This window comes from Mycolicibacterium setense (assembly GCF_000805385.1).
GTDB lineage: Bacteria > Actinomycetota > Actinomycetes > Mycobacteriales > Mycobacteriaceae > Mycobacterium > Mycobacterium setense.
Map to the genome: position 1 here is coordinate 193,400 of NZ_JTJW01000009.1, position 17,113 is coordinate 210,512.

Genomic DNA, 17,113 nt, shown 5'->3' on the forward strand with positions numbered 1-17,113 from the left:
GTTGTGGCTCAGTGGCGCTCGGCCAGGGCCCGCAAGAAGAACATCAGGTTGGCCGGACGCTCGGCCAGGCGCCGCACGAAGTAGCCGTACCACTCATTGCCGAATGGAACGTACACCCGCACATGGTTGCCGGCCTCGGCCAGCCTGCGCTGCTCGGCGTCTCGGATGTTGTAGAGCATCTGATACTCGAATCCGTCTACACCGCGGTCGAACTCATCGGCCAGGCCCGGTACCGCGTCAATGATCTCCGGATCGTGTGAGGCCACCATGGGATAGCCCGATCCGGCCATGAGCACGCGCAGGCACCGCAGGTAGGAGTCGGTGACCTGCTCGGCGTCGCGGTAGGCCACCGACGCGGGTTCGTCGTAGGCGCCCTTGCACAGTCTGATCCGGGCGCCCGAGGCGGCGAACTCACGGCAGTCGCCCTCTGTCCGGTGCAGGTAGGCTTGCAGAACCGTTCCCAGCCAGTCGAATTCGGTGCGCAGATCACGCACGATCGCCAGGGTCGAGTCGGTGGTGGTGTGATCCTCGGCATCCACGGTCACCCAGGCCCCCACGTCGCGGGCCTTGGCACAGATGGTGTGGGCGTTCTCGTAGGCGATCTTTTCCCCGTCGCGTGGCAGCGCCTGGCCGAGGGCCGACAGCTTGAGCGACACTTCCAACGGCCGCACCGCGGCGTCGACGTCGTCGCGGCCTGCCAGCCCGTCGAGCAGGGTCAGGTAGGCCTGCACGGTGCGTTCGGCGTCCTCGTTGCTCGTGGTGTCCTCGCCGAGGTAGTCGACGGAGACGAGGCGGCCCGAATCCCTCAGTGCACCAACGGTGTCGAGCGCATCGGGTACCGCCTCCCCCGCGACGAAGCGATCCACCACCTTACGGGTGATCGGCAGGCGCTCAGCCGTGTGACGCAGCCGCGACGAGTGCGACGCGGCCAGGATGGCCGGACGGGCAACCCGCTGGAACATCGACTCGATCGCTCCCCGCGTGCGCATCATCTCAGGCCCCCATGTGCGGGTAGGTGTGATCGGTGGGCGGCACGAACGTCTCCTTGATGGAACGGGCTGAGGTCCACCGCAACAGGTTCAGCGCCGAGCCTGCCTTGTCGTTGGTGCCCGAGGCGCGTGATCCGCCGAACGGCTGCTGGCCGACGACCGCGCCGGTCGGCTTGTCGTTGATGTAGAAGTTGCCTGCCGTATGTCGCAGCCGGTCGGCGGCGGTGAGCACCGCCGCGCGATCGTCGGCGATCACCGCGCCGGTCAAGGCGTACTTCGACCCGGTGTCGACCACGCCGAGGATTCGTTCGTACTCGGCATCCGGGTAGACGTGCACGGCCAGGATCGGACCGAAGTACTCGGTGGAGAACGCCTCGTCGCCGGGATCGTCGGACAGCAGGACCGTCGGCCGAACGAAATACCCTTCACTGTCGTCATATTCGCCGCCCGCGGCGATGGTGACTCCCGCGGCGCCCTTGGCGCGCTCGATCGCCGCGACGTTCTTGGCGAAGGAGCGCTCGTCGATCACCGCGCCTCCGTAGTTGCTCAGGTCGGTGACATCGCCGTATTTGAGGTCCGATGTGGCCGAGAGGAAGTCGTCGCCCATCTTGTTCCACACCGAACGCGGGATGAACGCCCGGGAGGCCGCCGAGCATTTCTGCCCCTGGTAGTCGAAGGCGCCGCGGATCATGGCTGTCCGCAGTACGTCTGGGCGGGCCGAGGCGTGGGCGACGATGAAGTCCTTGCCGCCTGTCTCGCCGACCAGCCGCGGGTAGGTGTGGTAGCGGTCGATATTCGCACCGACCGTGCGCCACAGGTGCTGGAAGGTGGCGGTCGATCCGGTGAAGTGGATGCCGGCCAGACGCGGATGAGCCAGCGCCACATCGGAAACCGCGATCCCGTCACCGGTCACCAGGTTGATCACGCCGGGAGGCAGGCCGGCGGCCTCCAGCAGCTGCATGGTCAGGTACGCGGCGAAGGTCTGGGTGGGTGAGGGTTTCCACACCACGGTGTTGCCCATCAGGGCGGGCGCGGTGGGCAGGTTGCCGGCAATCGCGGTGAAGTTGAACGGGGTGATGGCGTAGACGAAGCCTTCGAGCGGCCGGTGGTCCGTGCGGTTCCACACACCCGGGCTGCTGACGGGCTGTTGGGCCAGGATCTGACGGGCGAATTCGACGTTGAACCGCCAGAAGTCGATCAGCTCGCAGGGCGCGTCGATCTCGGCCTGATAGGCGGTCTTGGACTGGCCGAGCATCGTGGCCGCGGCGATCTTCTCCCGCCACGGGCCGGACAGAAGGTCGGCCGCACGCAGGAACACCGCGGCGCGTTCGTCGAAGGGCATCGCCGCCCAGTCGTGCTTGGCGGCCAATGCGGCGTCGACGGCGGCGGTGGCCTCGGCGTGTTCGGCGTTGGTCAGCGTGCCCAACCGCGCGCTGTGGCGATGGGGCTGCACGACGTCGATGCGTGCGCCGCCGCCCATCGTGTGTTTGCCGCCTATGACATGCGGCAGGTCGATCGGGGCGCCGGCCAGTTCGTCGAGCGCGGTGCTGAGCCGGCCGCGTTCAACCGTCCCGGGTGCGTAATCGTGGACCGGCTCGTTGGCCGGCGAGGGAACGTCGGTGATGGCATCCATGTGTCCAGAATCCCCGACGTGACGCGCGCAACACTTGTCCGTTTGGACAAGCCTGATGCCAGGTATCGGTAGGATCGGACAATATGCGGACGAGGGGCGTCAGCCTGGGCCAGCTGTTGTTGGCGCTGGACGCCACGCTGGTGCAGCTGGTGCGGGCACCGCGTGGCCTCGACCTGCCCGTGGCCTCGGCGGCGCTGATCGATTCCGACGATGTGCGCCTGGGGTTGGCGCCGTCGGCGGGAGCTGCCGATGTGTTCTTTCTGCTCGGGGTCTCGGGGGACGATGCGCTGCGCTGGGTCGAGCAGCAGAGTGCGCGGCGCGCGCCCACCGCGGTCTTCATGAAGGAGCCGTCGGCAGCGTTGGTGAGCCGGGCAGCGGCCGCCGGCACCGCGGTGGTCGCCGTCGATCCGCGGGCTCGCTGGGAGCGGCTCTACCGATTGGTCAACCACGTTTTCGAGCATCACGGCGACGGTGCGCTACACGATTCGGGCACCGATCTGTTCGGCTTGGCCCAATCGGTGGCCGAACGCACCCACGGCATGGTCAGCATCGAGGACGACCAGTCACACGTGCTGGCCTACTCGGCCTCCAGCGACGAAGCCGACGAGTTGCGGCGGTTGTCGATTCTCGGCCGGGCGGGCCCGCCGGAGCACCTGGCCTGGATCGCGCAATGGGGAATCTTCGATGCGCTGCGCTCCCGCCCGGAGGCGGTACGGGTGGCCGAGCGCCCCGAACTCGGATTGCGTCCCCGGTTGGCGATCGGCATCTTCGCACCGGCGGTCGACGAGCGTCGGGCCCCCGCCTTCGTCGGGACCATCTGGGTGCAGCAAGGCAGCCGTCCGTTCGCCGAAGATGCCGAGGAGGTGCTGCGCGGCGCCGCGGTGCTCGCCGGGCGCATCATCGCCCGGCTGGCCGCGACCCCGTCGACGCATGCGGTGCGGGTGCAGGAACTGCTGGGGTTGGGCGAGGCGGACGCTCCCGTCGAGATCGAGCTGATCGCCAGGGAACTGGGGGTGGCCGTCGACGGGCGAGCGGCGGTGATCGGGTTCGACAGCCGCGCCGAAGGCGCGAGAAATGCCGGCGGGCCGCCCGACACCCGGCTGGCCGATGTTCTGGCGTTGAGCGCCAGCGCTTTCCGTCATGACGCACAGATGGCCTCGGTGGGTTCACGGGTCTATGTGCTGTTTCCGAGCACCGGCAAGGCGGTGACTTCGTGGGTGCGGGGCACCGTGGCGGCGCTGCGCGCAGAGTTGGGTCTGCAGTTGCACGCGGTGGTCGCCAGCCCCGTGGCCGGTTTGTCCGGTGCCGCCGACGCCCGGGCCGATGTGGACCGGGTGCTCGACACCGCCGAGCGCCACCCCGGAACGCTGGCCGCGGTCACCTCACTGGCCGAGGCGCGCACTGCAGTCCTGCTCGACGAGATCGTCACCGCCGTCGCGGCCGACGAGCGGCTGATCGACCCACGGGTGCGAACGTTGCGGGCCGACGAACCGGGGCTGGCCGAAACCTTGAGTGTGTATCTGGATTGCTTCGGCGATGTCGCGGCGGCGGCACAACATCTGCACGTGCACCCCAACACCGTTCGCTACCGGATCCGCCGGGTCGAACAGTTGTTGGGGGCGTCGCTCAACGATGCGGATGTGCGCCTCCTGCTCTCGTTGAGCCTGCGCGCCACCGCCTGAGCCGAGGCCCGAAACTGGTGCATTCGGCGGTCCCGTTCGCCCCTGACAATGGCATCGGGAGTGTCACGACGGGTTCGACGAGGGGGTCATCATGCTGGCGCTGGGCATTCTGTGCTTCGTACTTGCCGCCGTGCTGGCGTACTTCGCGTTTCAGCCCAAACTCGCCTTCTACCTCGACGAGGGGTGGAAGTTCCGCGACCGTACCGAGCCGTCGGACACCTACGTCGCGGTCAACGGGGTCGGGCGGATCATCGGCGCGGTCGTGGCCGTGGTCGTGGGCATCGCCTGCATCGGGCAGTACTTCGGCGAGAAGGGCGATGAGCGGGCCGAGCAGGAGCAAACCGACCTGTATGCCGCAGCACAGCAACGATGCGAGACACAGGTCCGTCCGCGGTTCAATCAGACCATCAAGTGGGACAACGGGAAGATCGCCAATCACCAAGAAGTACAGGCACTTGCCGACGAGCTCAAGGTCGAGATCGAGTTCGTCAAGGACGCGGTACGCAGGCTCGGCGACCAGCCCAGCACCCCGACGGAAAACATGTGGGTGCGCGACCGCGCGCTGCCGAAGTACCACAACATGCTGCTCTACTACCACGGCGGCCTGCAGAGCCTGGGGAAATCGCAGCAGCTCACCAAATGTTCCATGGCTCGCCCGCCGGTCTGATCGGCAACGGCGCTGTCCATCGTTCGGTTGACAGACGAATCAGCCGTGAAGTCGTCGCGCGGAAGCGACCGACGGGGCACCGTAGGGGTATGACTACCGAAGCGGTTCAGCAGGAATCCGAGCATCCCTTCCTCAGCGGGAACTTCGCGCCGGTGCACGACGAGGTGACCGTCACCGACCTGACGGTCACCGGAACCATCCCGGACTATCTCGACGGGCGCTATCTGCGCACCGGGCCCAACCCACTGCGAGCTCCCGACCCGCGGCACCACCACTGGTTCCTGGGCGACGGCATGGCGCACGGCATCCGGCTGCGCGACGGCGCGGCCACCTGGTACCGGAATCGCTGGGTCCGGTCGAGCTCGGTGGCGCGCGAGCTCGGCGAGAAATGGGCCGGCGGCGCGCACGCGGGCGGATTCGACTTTCCCGCCAACACCAACATCATCGGCCATGCCGGCAAGACCCTGGTCCTCACCGAGGCGGGTGCGCGGCCGTATGAACTCACCGACCGGCTCGACACCGTTGGCCCGTCCGACTTCTGCGGCACACTGTTCGGTGGGTTTACCGCCCACCCCAAGCACGATCCGAAAACCGGTGAGCTGCACGCTGTCTCATACAACCCGCTGCGCGGCAACCTGGTGAGCTACTCCGTGACCGGCGTGGACGGCAGGGTCCGGCGCACCGTCGACATCGCCCTGCGCGCACAGACGATGATGCATGACTTCACGTTGACCGAGAAGTATGTGGTGCTCTACGACCTTCCGGTGCTGCTCGACCTGGCCGGCATGGTCAAGAGCGCTCCGGCGCGCGCCGCGGCGCGGCTGCTCACCGGCTTCGCCGCCCGCCATGCGGCCCCGGATTTCGTACTCCGCGCAGCGATGCGCGGGTCCGAACGCGCCCCGCTGCCCACGACGGCCATGCCCTACCGTTGGGCGCCCGAGCATGGCGCCCGGATCGGCCTACTGCCACGCGAGGGCGCTGCCGCTGACATCCGGTGGTTCGACATCCCGCCGTGCTACGTGTTCCACGCCCTCAACGGTTACGACCAGACCGGTCCCGACGGCGAGCAGGTGGTGCTCGACGTGGTCCGGCATCCCGCGGTGTTCACCACCGGCGACCGTTTGTTCACCGATTCGATCACGTTGGACCGCTGGACCATTGATCTTCGCACCGGCCGGGTACACGAGCAGCGACTCGACGACTCCACCCAGGAATTCCCGCGCGTGGATGACCGCCTCACCGGACTGCCGCACCGGTACGGCTACACCGTCAGCCTCCCATCGGAACCCGACGCGGCGCCGGCCGCCATCCTGCGCCACGACCTGCGCGACGGCACCACCGAACGGGTCGGCTTCGGACCCGGGCGCGAACCGGGCGAGTTCGTCTTCGTCCCGTCCGGTCCGGACGCCGGCGAGAACGACGGAGTCTTGATGGGTTTCGTCTACGACCGTGCGGAGAACCGCAGCGATCTCGTGATGCTCGACGGGCAGAGCCTGGCACCCGTTGCCACCGTGCATATTCCGGTGCGGGTTCCGCACGGCTTCCACGGCAATTGGGTGGCCGCCGAGGATCCGTCCGCCCGCTAGCATCGGCAGATGACCGAAACCGGTCCCACCTCAAGCTCTGATCCGAGGTCCGCCGTCGGCGAGCCGTCGGACTGGCACTGGATGTGGGAGGCCTACGTCTGCGGCCTGTGTATCGCGGCGATTCTCGCGGTCGTGTTGCTGCGAACCACATTGGGCGGCAACGTTCCGGTGGCCTGCGGCGCGCTCGCCGCGATGGTGCTGATAGTTCTGATGTTCGGGCGCAACGTCATTCACGATGCCGATCCGGTCGCGGGCCCGGTGCGTGCTCGCACGGCGACGTTTGTGGCGGTGATGATCGGCCTGTGGCTCATCGCTGTGTTGGCAGCGGCGCCGGCGGTCGCCGCCATTCCGGCGCTCTACCCGCTCATCTTCGCCACGCTGCCGCTGACGGCGGCATTGACGCTCACCTTCCTGGTCACCCTGGCGCCGCTGGGCCTTGCCATCGCGAGCCACGGGCCGGGGTGGCCGAGCCTGCCCGCGGTCGCTGCGGTGACTCTGGTGGGCGCGGTGGCCGCCCCCGTGATCGGCACGACGATCATGACGACCATGCGCCAGCGGCAGCAGTTGACCGATACGGTCGCCGAGCTCGCGGCCAGCCGCGCGCAGCTGGCCGCGCTGTCGCGCCAGGCCGGCGTGGCCGCGGAGCGGGAGCGGCTGGCCCGCGAGATCCACGACACCCTCGCCCAGGGGTTCACCAGCATCGTGGCGCTGGCCCAGGCCGTGCAGGCCGAGAGCGCGAGCGATCCGAAAGCGGCCGCCCGCCACGTCGAGTTGATTCGCAACACCGCGCGCGACAACTTGGCCGAGGCACGCACCATGGTGACCCGGCTGACGCCGGCGGCATTGGCGGACGGCACCTTGTCCGCCGCGCTGCGCCGCCAGGCCGAGGGCCTCGCCGCGGAGACCGGCATCGCCGTCGACGTACGGATCGACGACGACGTGCCGCAGCTGGGCATGGCCACGGATGTGGTGTTGCTGCGCAGCGCACAGGAGGCGATGGCCAACGTGCGCCGGCATTCCCAGGCCACCGAGCTCCACGTGCGGCTGCAGGCGACCCCCGGCGAAGTACGACTGTCCTTGTCCGACAACGGTATCGGCCTGCAATCCGATCATGCCGACGGGTTCGGCCTACGCGGCATGCGGGCCCGGCTGGACCAGGTCGGTGGCACGTTGACACTGTCCACGCCCGAGGGTGGCGGCGTGCGGGTCGTGGTGGCGGTGCCGGTATGACGACCGTGCTGCTGGTCGACGACCACCCGGTGGTTCGCGAGGGACTGCGCGGCATGATCGAAGCCGAGGACGACCTGACCGTGATCGGTGAGGCCGGTTCCGGTGCGGAGGCGATCGCGCTGGCCCACACGCTGCGCCCCGACGTCATCCTGATGGACCTACGGATGCCCGGGATCGACGGCGTCACCGCGACCGCGCGCATCCTGGCCGACAATCCGTCCACCCACATCGTCGTCGTCACGACCTACGAGAGCGACACCGACATCCTCCGCGCCGTCGAGGCCGGGGCAACGGGCTATCTGCTCAAGGACGCGTCACGCGCCGAGTTGGCCAGCGCCGTACGCGACGCCGCGCGTGGCAAGACCGTGCTCGCACCGGGAGTCGCCGATCGATTGGTGAATGCGGTCCGCTCACCGTCGGTCACGCTGTCAGCACGCGAGGCGCAGGTGCTGGGGCTGGTCGCCACAGGTGCCACCAACGCCGATATCGGCCACGCCCTGCACATCAGCGAGGCCACGGTGAAGACGCATCTGCTGCGCGCGTTTCACAAACTCGGGGTGTCCGACCGCACGGCGGCGGTCACCACAGCGATGTCGCTGGGACTGCTCGGCTGACAGCCGCCGAACCTGAAGTTATGTACGACTTTCCGCCGAAATTACGCACATAAGCTCAGGTTCGAGCCTTACGAAAGCCGCGCGACGGCAGCGGCGATGCGCTCGTCCGTCGCTGTCAGCGCGATCCGCACGTACTGCGCCCCGGCCGGACCGTAGAACTCACCCGGCGCCGCCAGGATCCCACGCTCGGCCAACCACTTGACCGTGTCGCGGCACGGCTCGCCGCGGGTCGCCCACAGGTACAGGCCGGCCTCCGAGTGCTCCACGGTGAAACCGGCTCCCTGCAGTGCAGGCAACAGCACCGCACGACGCTTCGCGTAGCGCTCGCGCTGGACAGCCTCGTGCTCGTCGTCGTCGAGGGCCGCCACCATCGCGGACTGCACCGGTGTCGGCACGATCATCCCGGCATGCTTGCGCACCGCGAGCAGTTCGGCCACCACGGCAGGATCGCCCGCGACGAAACCAGCGCGGTAGCCGGCCAGCGAAGATGTCTTGGACAGCGAGTGCACGGCCAGCAGTCCGGTGTGGTCGCCGTCGGAGACCGATGGGTGCAGCACGCTCAGCGGCTCCGCGTCCCAGCTCAGGCCCAGGTAGCACTCGTCGGAGGCGATCAGCACTCCACGCTCGCGGGCCCATGACACCACCTTGCGCAGATGGTCCACGCCGAGCACCCGACCGGTGGGGTTACTGGGCGAGTTCAGATAGATCAGCGCGGGACGCTGCGGGCCCAGCTGTGTCAGGGAATCGGCGCGTAGCACCTGCGCCCCCGCCAGCAGCGCACCCACCTCATAGGTGGGGTAGGCCAGTTCGGGGACGACGACGGTATCGCCGGGTCCGATCGCCAGCAGGGTCGGCAGCCAGGCGATCAGCTCCTTGGTGCCGATCACGGGCAGCACGGCGTCCGGCGCCAGGCCGGTGATGCCGTAGCGGCGTCGCAGTGCCGATTCGGCGGAGGCACGGAGGGCGGGCGTACCGGCAGTCGTCGGGTATCCGGGAGACGAGCTGGCAGCGGCCAGCGCGTCCCGGATCACCGGCGCGACCGGGTCTACCGGCGTTCCTACCGAAAGATCGACGATTCCGTCGGGGTGCGAGCGAGCCAGAGCCGTGACGTCGGCCAGGGTGTCCCACGGGAACTCTGGCAGTGCCGCCGAACGACGCTGTCGCACCACGTCAGTCTCGAAGCCGGTTTCGACCGTGCTCAGTCCTCAGCCTTGGCCGGCAGGTCCTTGATGGCCTGCGGGTCGTTGTCGGTCTCGCCGACCTTGGAAGCGCCGCCGGGGGAACCCAACTCGGAGAAGAAGTCGGCGTTGGCCTGCGCGTAGCTGCTCCACTGGTCCGGGACGTCATCTTCGTAGTAGATGGCCTCGACCGGGCAGACGGGTTCGCATGCGCCGCAGTCCACACACTCGTCGGGGTGGATGTACAGCATGCGTGCACCCTCGTAGATGCAGTCGACCGGGCACTCCTCGATACATGCCTTGTCTTTGACGTCGACGCAGGGTTCGGCAATGACGTACGTCACTGATGTCTCTCCTGTCCAGTGGGCTGCTGGGCTCGGTGGTCGGGACTCTGATGAGTCGACGTCACAGTATGCGTTGCCCATACTTGGACGCTCGTCTCAGTGTGCCCTAACTTCACGCACCGCCCATTTAAGGGTGGCGCGTGGTAACTGATACTAAACGTCGCAGATACCCCTCGCCTAGTCGCCACGGTCGATTACTTGGACCCCCGACAATGGCAGGCAATTAGTTGCATAGGACCGCCGGTCCCACCTACTCTGCCGACATGGGGCTGGCATATCCGAACCTTTTGTCACCGTTGGACCTCGGGTTCACCACACTGCGCAACCGCGTGGTGATGGGCTCGATGCACACGGGTCTGGAGGATCGCGCCGGCGACACCGCGAAACTGGCCGAGTACTTCGCCGAGCGCGCGCGTGGCGGGGTCGGGCTGATCATCACCGGCGGTTACGCACCGAACAAGACCGGCTGGCTGCTGCCGTTCGCCTCGCAACTGGTGTCCTCGTCGGAAGCGCGGCGCCATCGCCGAATCACCGGCGCGGTGCACGACGCGGACGGCAAGATCCTGCTGCAGATCCTGCATGCCGGACGCTATGCGTATCACCCGCTTTCGGTGAGCGCGTCGGCGATCAAGGCCCCCATCAACCCGTTCCGGCCGCGGGCACTGCGCGATGTCGAGGGCACCATCGACGATTTCGTCCGCTGCGCGCTGCTGGCCCGAGAGGCGGGTTATGACGGTGTCGAGATCATGGGCAGCGAGGGCTATCTGCTCAACCAGTTCCTCGCGCCGCGCACCAACAAGCGCACCGACGCATGGGGCGGTAGCCCGGAGAAGCGTCGCCGCTTCCCGGTCGAGATCGTGCGCCGGACACGCGGGGCCGTCGGCACCGATTTCATCATCTGCTACCGGATGTCGATGGCCGACTATGTCGAAGACGGTCAGAGCTGGGACGAAATCATCGCGCTGGCAACCGAAGTCGAAGCCGCAGGGGCGACGATCATCAACTCGGGATTCGGTTGGCACGAGGCACGGGTGCCCACCATCGTCACCTCGGTGCCCAACAGCGCCTTCGTCGACATCAGCAGTGCGGTGGCCGAACATGTCTCCGTTCCGGTCGTGGCATCCAACCGGATCAACATGCCCCAGACCGCCGAACAGACCCTGGCCGAGACACACGTGCAGCTGATCTCGATGGCCCGGCCCCTCCTCAGCGATCCGGACTGGGTGCTCAAGGCCGCCGAGGAGCGCGCCGACGAGATCAACACGTGCATCGCCTGCAACCAGGCCTGCCTCGACCACGCCTTCGTGCACAAAAAGGTGTCCTGCCTGCTCAACCCGCGCGCCGGCCGGGAGACATCGCTGATCCTCAGCCCGACACGGCACGCCCGGTCGGTGGCGGTCGTCGGCGCGGGGCCGGCCGGGCTGTCCGCCGCGGTCAGCGCCGCGCAGCGCGGTCACCGGGTGACGCTGTTCGAGGCAGGGTCGGCAATCGGCGGCCAATTCGATTTGGCCAGAAGGATTCCCGGCAAGGAAGAGTTCAGCCAGACCATCCGCTATTTCACCACCATGCTGGACAAGCTCAAGGTCGATGTGCGACTGGGCGTCCGGGCCGGAGTCGAGGACCTGACCGGTTTCGACGATGTGGTGCTGGCCAGCGGCGTCACCCCGCGGCTCCCCGCCATTCCGGGGATCGAGCATCCAAAGGTTCTCACCTACGCGCAGGCCATCACCGGAGCACCGGTGGGCAAGTCGGTGGCGGTGATCGGCGCGGGCGGAATCGGTTTCGATGTCAGCGAATTCCTGACGACCGACCTGTCCCCCACCTTGAATCTGAAGGAATGGAAGGCCGAGTGGGGCGCGGCCGATCCCCAGGAGGCACGCGGAGCGCTCACCACGGCGCTGCCCGCACCGGCTGTCCGCGAGGTGTACCTGCTGCAGCGCACCAAGGGCGCGCAGGGCCGCAACCTCGGCAAAACCAGCGGTTGGGTGCACCGTGCGTCACTGAAAGCCAAAGGGGTGCATCAGCTTTCCGGGGTGAACTACGAGCTCATCGACGATGAGGGCCTTCACATCAGCTTCGGTTCCGAGCACCGGGACCGGCGTGTTCTGCCGGTCGACAATGTGGTGATCTGTGCCGGACAGGAATCGGTCCGCGATCTCGAGGAGGCATTGCTCAGCGCCGGAATCGAACCCCACATCATCGGGGGCGCCGCTGTCGCAGCCGAACTCGACGCCAAGCGGGCCATCAAACAGGGCACGGAGCTGGCCGCCAGACTGTGATCCACTGGCCCAGCGGCGCTAACCCCGGGTGTCGATGACCTGCTGGGCGACGTCGACCAGCTTGGTGTTGCTGTCCTGCGACAGCCGCCGCAGCATCTCGAACGCTTGCACGTCGTCGACTTGGTAACGCTCCATGATGATGCCTTTGGCCTGGCCGATGCGGTCCCTGGTGGTCAGCGCCGACGTCAGCTGCTCGGTGTGTCTGCCGGCCAGCAGCGCGGCGGCGGCATGTGCGGCCAGCACCGTCCCAATGGTCTCCGCTTCGCCGTCCCACGCCCCGGGCTGAAACCCGAACAGGTTCAGCGCGCCGGCGGTGCGGTCCGCGGTGTAGAGCTTGAAGGACAACCCACTGAGCACACCGATATCGGCCGCGGCCTTCGAATAGCTCGGCCACCGCGTCTCCTCGCGGAAATCGTCGGTGCGGACCACGGTGTCCGCCAGAGCGGCCTGCATGCACGGGCCTTCCTGGAAGGTCATCTGCAGTTGATCGAGTTCGTGAGGCAGATCGCTGGTGCCCGCGACCGAGTCGAACGTGCCACCCGTACCGATCAGCAGCACCCCGGCGGTATCAGCGCCCGGGATCAGTTCGGTGGCCGCCGCGGTGACTCCACTCAATATCTGATCGACAGTGCGCGGCATGGCGACAGCGCGCGCCAAGTCCGCCATCCGCACGGCCAAATCGTGCCGCGTCAGTTCCACCATGTCGGACGGGGTTCCCGTACTCGGACCGTTACACACATGACGTTTGTCACCGCCGGTGCGGGGCACCCTGTTGCATTAGGTGAGAGCCATGGTCGACCATCGCCCTCACTGAGGTCTCGCCGGTTCAGACATCGAGCCGACGGGACCGCCCTTCTGTGCGGATGTCACCCTGGAGTGGCGCTGGAGGCTGAGCGCCACTCCAGCGTGACAAAGCAGCACGTCAGGCTTGCTTGAGTGCCTCGATCTCGAGGGTGATGGTCACCTTGTCGCCGATGACAGTGCCACCGGTCTCCAGCGGCATGTCGATGTCGATGCCGAAGTCTTTGCGGTTCAACACAACTGAGGCCTCGAACCCGGCGACGGCGCCCTGCCCCATCCCGGGGTTCACGCCGTTGTACTCGAGCTTGAGGGAGACGGGCTTGGTCACGCCCTTGAGTGTGAAGTCCCCGTCGAGGATGTAATCGTCACCATCCGCCCGCACGGCGGTCGAAACGAACGTGGCGGTCGGGTGATTCTCGGCGTCGAAGAAGTCCGCAGAGCGCACGTGCGCGTCACGCTGCTCGTTGCGGGTGTCGATGGAGTTGACGTCGATGGTGGCGCTGACCGACGGCGTGCCGTCCTCACCGACGGTGATGGCGCCGCTGAAGGACTCGAAACTGCCGCGAACCTTGCTGACCATGAGGTGGCGGACCGAAAAGTTGATCGAGGAATGCACGGGGTCGATGGCCCAGGTCCCGGCGGTCAGGTCGGTGGCTACAGCTGCGGTCATGGTGTCTCCTTGGTTCGAGAGCCGGTCGGTCCGGCACCTTCACTGGAGATAACCGGACCGTGGTCCGATTCAATTCCCGATTTTCCGGATTTTTCTGCCGATTTCGGCAGCACAGCGCATCATGCTCTGGTCAGCAATTTGCATCATTGTCAATTTAAAGATCGGACCCACTGGTATGCGCACAGTCATCGCCGCCCTCGCGTGCACCGCAGCAACGACCGGGCTCGTCACGGCGCCGATCGCCGGCGCGTACCCGAGTTGCGCTGCAGCCCGCGCCGCAGGCGCCGCTCCGCTCTACGCGGGCCAACCCGGCTACAGCTCCAAGTTGGACCGTGACGGCGACGGCGTCGCCTGCGAGACCGGCGGTGGAGGTAGCGGGTCAATATCGAGCAGCGGAGGACTGCCCTTGTACGGCAGTCCTCCCGCACCGGTCGCGACGGGACCGGCCACTCAGGCCCCGGCAGCTCCGGCCGTCACGGGTCAGGGCTACACCACGGTCGTCACATGGACGGGTGCGAATTGCATCGACATCACGGCGCCGTCCGGTGCGGCGGGCACCTTGCAGACCGCCTCACACTGCGGCGGCCGGGCCCAGTTGGTCAGCAGTGGCATCGGCGACCAGATGGTCGGTGCCGATCCGGTCATCGGCGACGCCGGCAGCATCTCCTGCGAGATCCTCGACGGCCGGCTGATCGACTCCGGTATCGCCGGCGACGGGCACGACGTGAATTGCCTGACCCGCGCTAGCGCCCTGACAGGGGGCTAAGCAGCCAGGGGCGAGTAATCAGTGCTGCGCTGACGCGCGGGACGGCCGATCCCCTCGGCGATCGCGACGAGCTCGGCCACGGTCTTGGCAGAGCCGTTCTCCGAGCCGGCCATCCGGGAGATGGTCTCCTCCATCAATGTGCCGCCCAGGTCGTTGGCGCCACCGCGCAGCATCACCTGCGTGCGTTCGGTACCGAGCTTGACCCACGACGTCTGAATGTGAGAGATCCTGCCGTGCAACATGATCCGGGCCAACGCGTGCACAGCCCGGTTGTCGCGGTGCGTCGGCCCTGGACGCGCGCCACCGGCCAGATACAGCGGTGAGGACTGGTGCACGAACGGCAGCGGCACGAACTCGGTGAAGCCGCCGGTCCGGTCCTGGATCGAACGCAGCACGTTGAGGTGCCCGACCCAATGTTTCGGCGTGTCGACGTGGCCGTACATCATCGTCGATGACGAGCGCAGCCCCACCTCGTGCGCGGTCGTCACCACGTTGATCCACTCCGAGGTCGGCAACTTGCCCTTGGTCAGGACCCAGCGCACCTCGTCGTCGAGAATCTCGGCAGCCGTGCCCGGGATGGTGTCCAGCCCCGCCTCGCGCAGCGAGGTCAGCCACTCCCGCACCGACAGCCCACTGCGCGTGACGCCGTTGGCGATCTCCATCGGGGAGAACGCGTGCACGTGCATCGACGGCACGCGCGCCTTGACTGCCCGAACCAGATCGGCGTAACCCGTGACAGGAAGTTCCGGGTCGATGCCGCCCTGCATGCAGACCTCGGTGGCACCGGCCACGTGGGCTTCCCAGGCGCGGTCGGCGACCTCGTCGGTGGACAGCGAGTACGCGTCGGCGTCGCCCTTGCGCTGCGCGAACGCACAGAACCGGCAGCCGGTGTAGCAGATGTTGGTGAAGTTGATGTTGCGGTTGACGACGAAGGTGACGTCATCACCGACGACGTCACGGCGCAGCGAATCCGCCAGTGCGGTAACGGCTTCCAGCGCAGGGCCGTCCGCGGTGGCCAAGGCCAGGTACTCGTCGTCGCTGCAGCCGCCGGGATTGCGTTCGGCGGAACGCAGCGCCGCCAGCACATCGGTGTCGATACGTTCGGGAGCCCGTGCGGCGAGCTCGTGCACCTTGGCGCGGATCGACTCCCAGTCACCGAACGCGCTGTCCAGATCGCTGCGGGTCTCGGTGAGCCGGCCCTCGGAGTCGATCGCGGAGTGCAGGTCGATGCGGCCCAGCGATTCCGAAGCCTCGTCCGGCTCCTGCCAGGGCCGCCCGACCGGGTTGACGTCGAGCGCGAATCCGGTGTCGGGATCGGCCAGCGCATCGACGTGACCGCGTACCCGCGGATCGATCCATGCCGCACCCGCTTGTACGTACTGCGGTTGCGCGGTGAGCCGCTGCACCAGGTCGTAACCGGCTTCGGCGGTGACGTCGGCCAGGTCGTCGAGAGCGGGCCACGGCCGTTCCGGGTTGACGTGGTCGGGGGTCAGCGGTGACACGCCGCCCCAGTCGTCGACCCCCGCGCCGATCAGAGCAAGACATTCGTCACGGGAGACCAGGTTCGGCGGAGCCTGGATGCGCATCTTGGGCCCGAGCACCAGACGCGTCACGGCGATGGTCGCGATGAAGTCGTCGATCCCCGCATCCGGAGTCGACGCCATCGCGGTGTGGTCCTTGGCCCGGAAGTTCTGCACGATCACTTCCTGGACGTGACCGAACTCCTTGTGCGACTTGCGGATCGCGTGCATGGTCTCGGCCCGCTCGGTGAGCGTCTCACCGATGCCGACCAGCAGGCCGGTGGTGAACGGGATGGAGAGCCGGCCGGCATCGTCGAGCGTGCGCAACCGTACGACGGGATCTTTGTCGGGGCTGCCGTAATGGGCCTCACCCTTGACCTCGAACAGGCGCCGGGAGGTGGTCTCCAGCATCATGCCCATGGACGGCGCGACGGGCTTGAGGCGCGACAGCTCCGACCAGCTCATCACGCCGGGGTTCAGGTGCGGAAGCAGTCCGGTCTCCTCGAGGACCCGGATGGCCATGGCCCGCACGTAGTCCAAGGTGGAGTCGTAGCCGCGCTCATCGAGCCACTGCCGGGCCTCGTCCCAGCGATCCTCGGGCCGGTCACCGAGGGTGAACAGAGCCTCCTTGCAACCCAGTTCGGCACCCTGACGGGCCACCTCGAGGATCTCGTCGGGCTCCATGTACATGCCCATGCCCTGCGCGCGCAGCTTGCCGGGCACGGTGACGAACGTGCAGTAGTGGCAGGTATCGCGACACAGGTGTGTCACCGGGATGAAGACCTTGCGGGAGTAGCTGACCGGCAGCCGCCCGTTCGCACCGCGCCGACCCGCAGATTCCAGGCCGGCGTCGCGGACCCGGGCAGCGCTGGCACACAGATCGGCCAGATCCTCGCCGCGAGCCGTCATCGCGATGGCAGCCTCGTCGACGTTGAGCGTCACGCCGTCACGGGCCCGGCGCAAGACCCGCCGCAGGGCGCCCGAGGTCGTCGGCGCGCTGGGCATCGAGGATTTCGGTGGGACGGCCGGAATGGGCAGTTCGGCGCCGTGCTGGGGGTTCAGAGCCACTCCCGTGTAACCCCGTCGTTGTGCTCGATCATCCACGCGTCTCACATTCTGAAACCAATGCGCCCGGCATACCGGCCACAGTAGAC

Annotated in this window: 14 protein-coding genes; 7 read left to right on the forward strand and 7 right to left on the reverse strand. The window is 67.5% G+C overall.

The genetic code is table 11. The features are described 5' to 3' along the window. Nucleotides 1-8: 8 nt before the first annotated feature. Nucleotides 9-992, reverse strand: coding sequence for a proline dehydrogenase family protein (locus QQ25_RS23560; RefSeq protein ID WP_234711966.1), 984 nt, complete (start codon nucleotides 990-992; stop codon nucleotides 9-11). A 1-nt stretch (nucleotide 993) separates the two neighbouring features. Beyond that, nucleotides 994-2,622: an L-glutamate gamma-semialdehyde dehydrogenase gene (gene pruA, locus QQ25_RS23565; protein WP_039381379.1), complete on the reverse strand. Its 1,629-nt coding sequence runs from the start codon at nucleotides 2,620-2,622 to the stop codon at nucleotides 994-996. Between the two features lie 83 nt (nucleotides 2,623-2,705). Between pruA and QQ25_RS23570 the strand changes: the two genes are divergently transcribed. The 5 genes from QQ25_RS23570 (at nucleotide 2,706) to QQ25_RS23590 (ending at nucleotide 8,401) form a co-directional block, all read left to right on the forward strand. Further along, nucleotides 2,706-4,304, forward strand: a complete 1,599-nt coding sequence (locus QQ25_RS23570) for a PucR family transcriptional regulator (protein ID WP_039381381.1) — start codon at nucleotides 2,706-2,708, stop codon at nucleotides 4,302-4,304. Nucleotides 4,305-4,395: 91 nt separating this feature from the next. Further along, a complete protein-coding gene (locus tag QQ25_RS23575) occupies nucleotides 4,396-4,971 on the forward strand; it encodes a DUF6199 family natural product biosynthesis protein (RefSeq protein ID WP_039381383.1) in 576 nt (191 codons plus the stop codon). Between the two features lie 89 nt (nucleotides 4,972-5,060). Then, nucleotides 5,061-6,557 (forward strand): carotenoid oxygenase family protein, encoded by a 1,497-nt coding sequence (locus QQ25_RS23580; RefSeq protein ID WP_039381385.1) that lies wholly within the window; start codon nucleotides 5,061-5,063, stop codon nucleotides 6,555-6,557. 9 nt (nucleotides 6,558-6,566) lie between these two features. Next, a complete protein-coding gene (locus QQ25_RS23585) occupies nucleotides 6,567-7,787 on the forward strand; it encodes a sensor histidine kinase (protein WP_052236014.1) in 1,221 nt (406 codons plus the stop codon). Continuing rightward, entirely contained in the window at nucleotides 7,784-8,401 is a 618-nt protein-coding gene (locus tag QQ25_RS23590) for a response regulator (RefSeq protein ID WP_039323708.1), read from the forward strand. Before QQ25_RS23585 ends, QQ25_RS23590 begins: the two co-directional genes overlap by 4 nt. 68 nt (nucleotides 8,402-8,469) lie before the next feature. Here QQ25_RS23590 and dapC read toward each other — a convergent pair whose 3' ends face one another. Then, the gene (gene dapC, locus QQ25_RS23595; RefSeq protein WP_039381387.1) at nucleotides 8,470-9,570 is read right to left on the reverse strand and encodes a succinyldiaminopimelate transaminase; all 1,101 of its coding nucleotides are present in this window, start codon (nucleotides 9,568-9,570) and stop codon (nucleotides 8,470-8,472) included. A gap of 29 nt (nucleotides 9,571-9,599) precedes the next feature. Next, a complete protein-coding gene (gene fdxA / locus QQ25_RS23600) occupies nucleotides 9,600-9,923 on the reverse strand; it encodes a ferredoxin (RefSeq protein ID WP_039323713.1) in 324 nt (107 codons plus the stop codon). Nucleotides 9,924-10,186: 263 nt separating this feature from the next. Here fdxA and QQ25_RS23605 point away from each other — a divergent pair, with 263 nt between their 5' ends. Continuing rightward, nucleotides 10,187-12,202, forward strand: a complete 2,016-nt coding sequence (locus QQ25_RS23605; protein WP_039381389.1) for an NADPH-dependent 2,4-dienoyl-CoA reductase — start codon at nucleotides 10,187-10,189, stop codon at nucleotides 12,200-12,202. Nucleotides 12,203-12,220: 18 nt separating this feature from the next. On the opposite strand, the gene QQ25_RS23610 is transcribed toward QQ25_RS23605, so the two are convergent. Beyond that, entirely contained in the window at nucleotides 12,221-12,904 is a 684-nt protein-coding gene (locus tag QQ25_RS23610; RefSeq protein WP_039381391.1) for a GAF and ANTAR domain-containing protein, read from the reverse strand. A gap of 220 nt (nucleotides 12,905-13,124) precedes the next feature. Next, a complete protein-coding gene (locus QQ25_RS23615) occupies nucleotides 13,125-13,673 on the reverse strand; it encodes a YceI family protein (RefSeq protein WP_039381393.1) in 549 nt (182 codons plus the stop codon). 175 nt (nucleotides 13,674-13,848) lie between these two features. Here QQ25_RS23615 and QQ25_RS23620 point away from each other — a divergent pair, with 175 nt between their 5' ends. Further along, nucleotides 13,849-14,439, forward strand: a complete 591-nt coding sequence (locus QQ25_RS23620; RefSeq protein WP_052236015.1) for an excalibur calcium-binding domain-containing protein — start codon at nucleotides 13,849-13,851, stop codon at nucleotides 14,437-14,439. Here QQ25_RS23620 and QQ25_RS23625 read toward each other — a convergent pair. Next, entirely contained in the window at nucleotides 14,436-17,027 is a 2,592-nt protein-coding gene (locus tag QQ25_RS23625) for a bifunctional FO biosynthesis protein CofGH (RefSeq protein ID WP_039381395.1), read from the reverse strand. The two genes, QQ25_RS23620 and QQ25_RS23625, sit on opposite strands and share 4 nt — an antisense overlap. Nucleotides 17,028-17,113 lie beyond the last annotated feature (86 nt).

Bases quoted from the DNA above. Each gene is read 5' to 3' on its own strand.
- QQ25_RS23560 (WP_234711966.1), bottom strand. From the start codon at position 992: ATGATGCGCACGCGGGGAGCGATCGAGTCGATGTTCCAGCGGGTTGCC.
- pruA (WP_039381379.1), bottom strand. From the start codon at position 2,622: ATGGATGCCATCACCGACGTTCCCTCGCCGGCCAACGAGCCGGTCCAC.
- QQ25_RS23570 (WP_039381381.1), top strand. From the start codon at position 2,706: ATGCGGACGAGGGGCGTCAGCCTGGGCCAGCTGTTGTTGGCGCTGGAC.
- QQ25_RS23575 (WP_039381383.1), top strand. From the start codon at position 4,396: ATGCTGGCGCTGGGCATTCTGTGCTTCGTACTTGCCGCCGTGCTGGCG.
- QQ25_RS23580 (WP_039381385.1), top strand. From the start codon at position 5,061: ATGACTACCGAAGCGGTTCAGCAGGAATCCGAGCATCCCTTCCTCAGC.
- QQ25_RS23585 (WP_052236014.1), top strand. From the start codon at position 6,567: ATGACCGAAACCGGTCCCACCTCAAGCTCTGATCCGAGGTCCGCCGTC.
- QQ25_RS23590 (WP_039323708.1), top strand. From the start codon at position 7,784: ATGACGACCGTGCTGCTGGTCGACGACCACCCGGTGGTTCGCGAGGGA.
- QQ25_RS23605 (WP_039381389.1), top strand. From the start codon at position 10,187: ATGGGGCTGGCATATCCGAACCTTTTGTCACCGTTGGACCTCGGGTTC.
- QQ25_RS23610 (WP_039381391.1), bottom strand. From the start codon at position 12,904: ATGGTGGAACTGACGCGGCACGATTTGGCCGTGCGGATGGCGGACTTG.
- QQ25_RS23615 (WP_039381393.1), bottom strand. From the start codon at position 13,673: ATGACCGCAGCTGTAGCCACCGACCTGACCGCCGGGACCTGGGCCATC.
- QQ25_RS23620 (WP_052236015.1), top strand. From the start codon at position 13,849: ATGCGCACAGTCATCGCCGCCCTCGCGTGCACCGCAGCAACGACCGGG.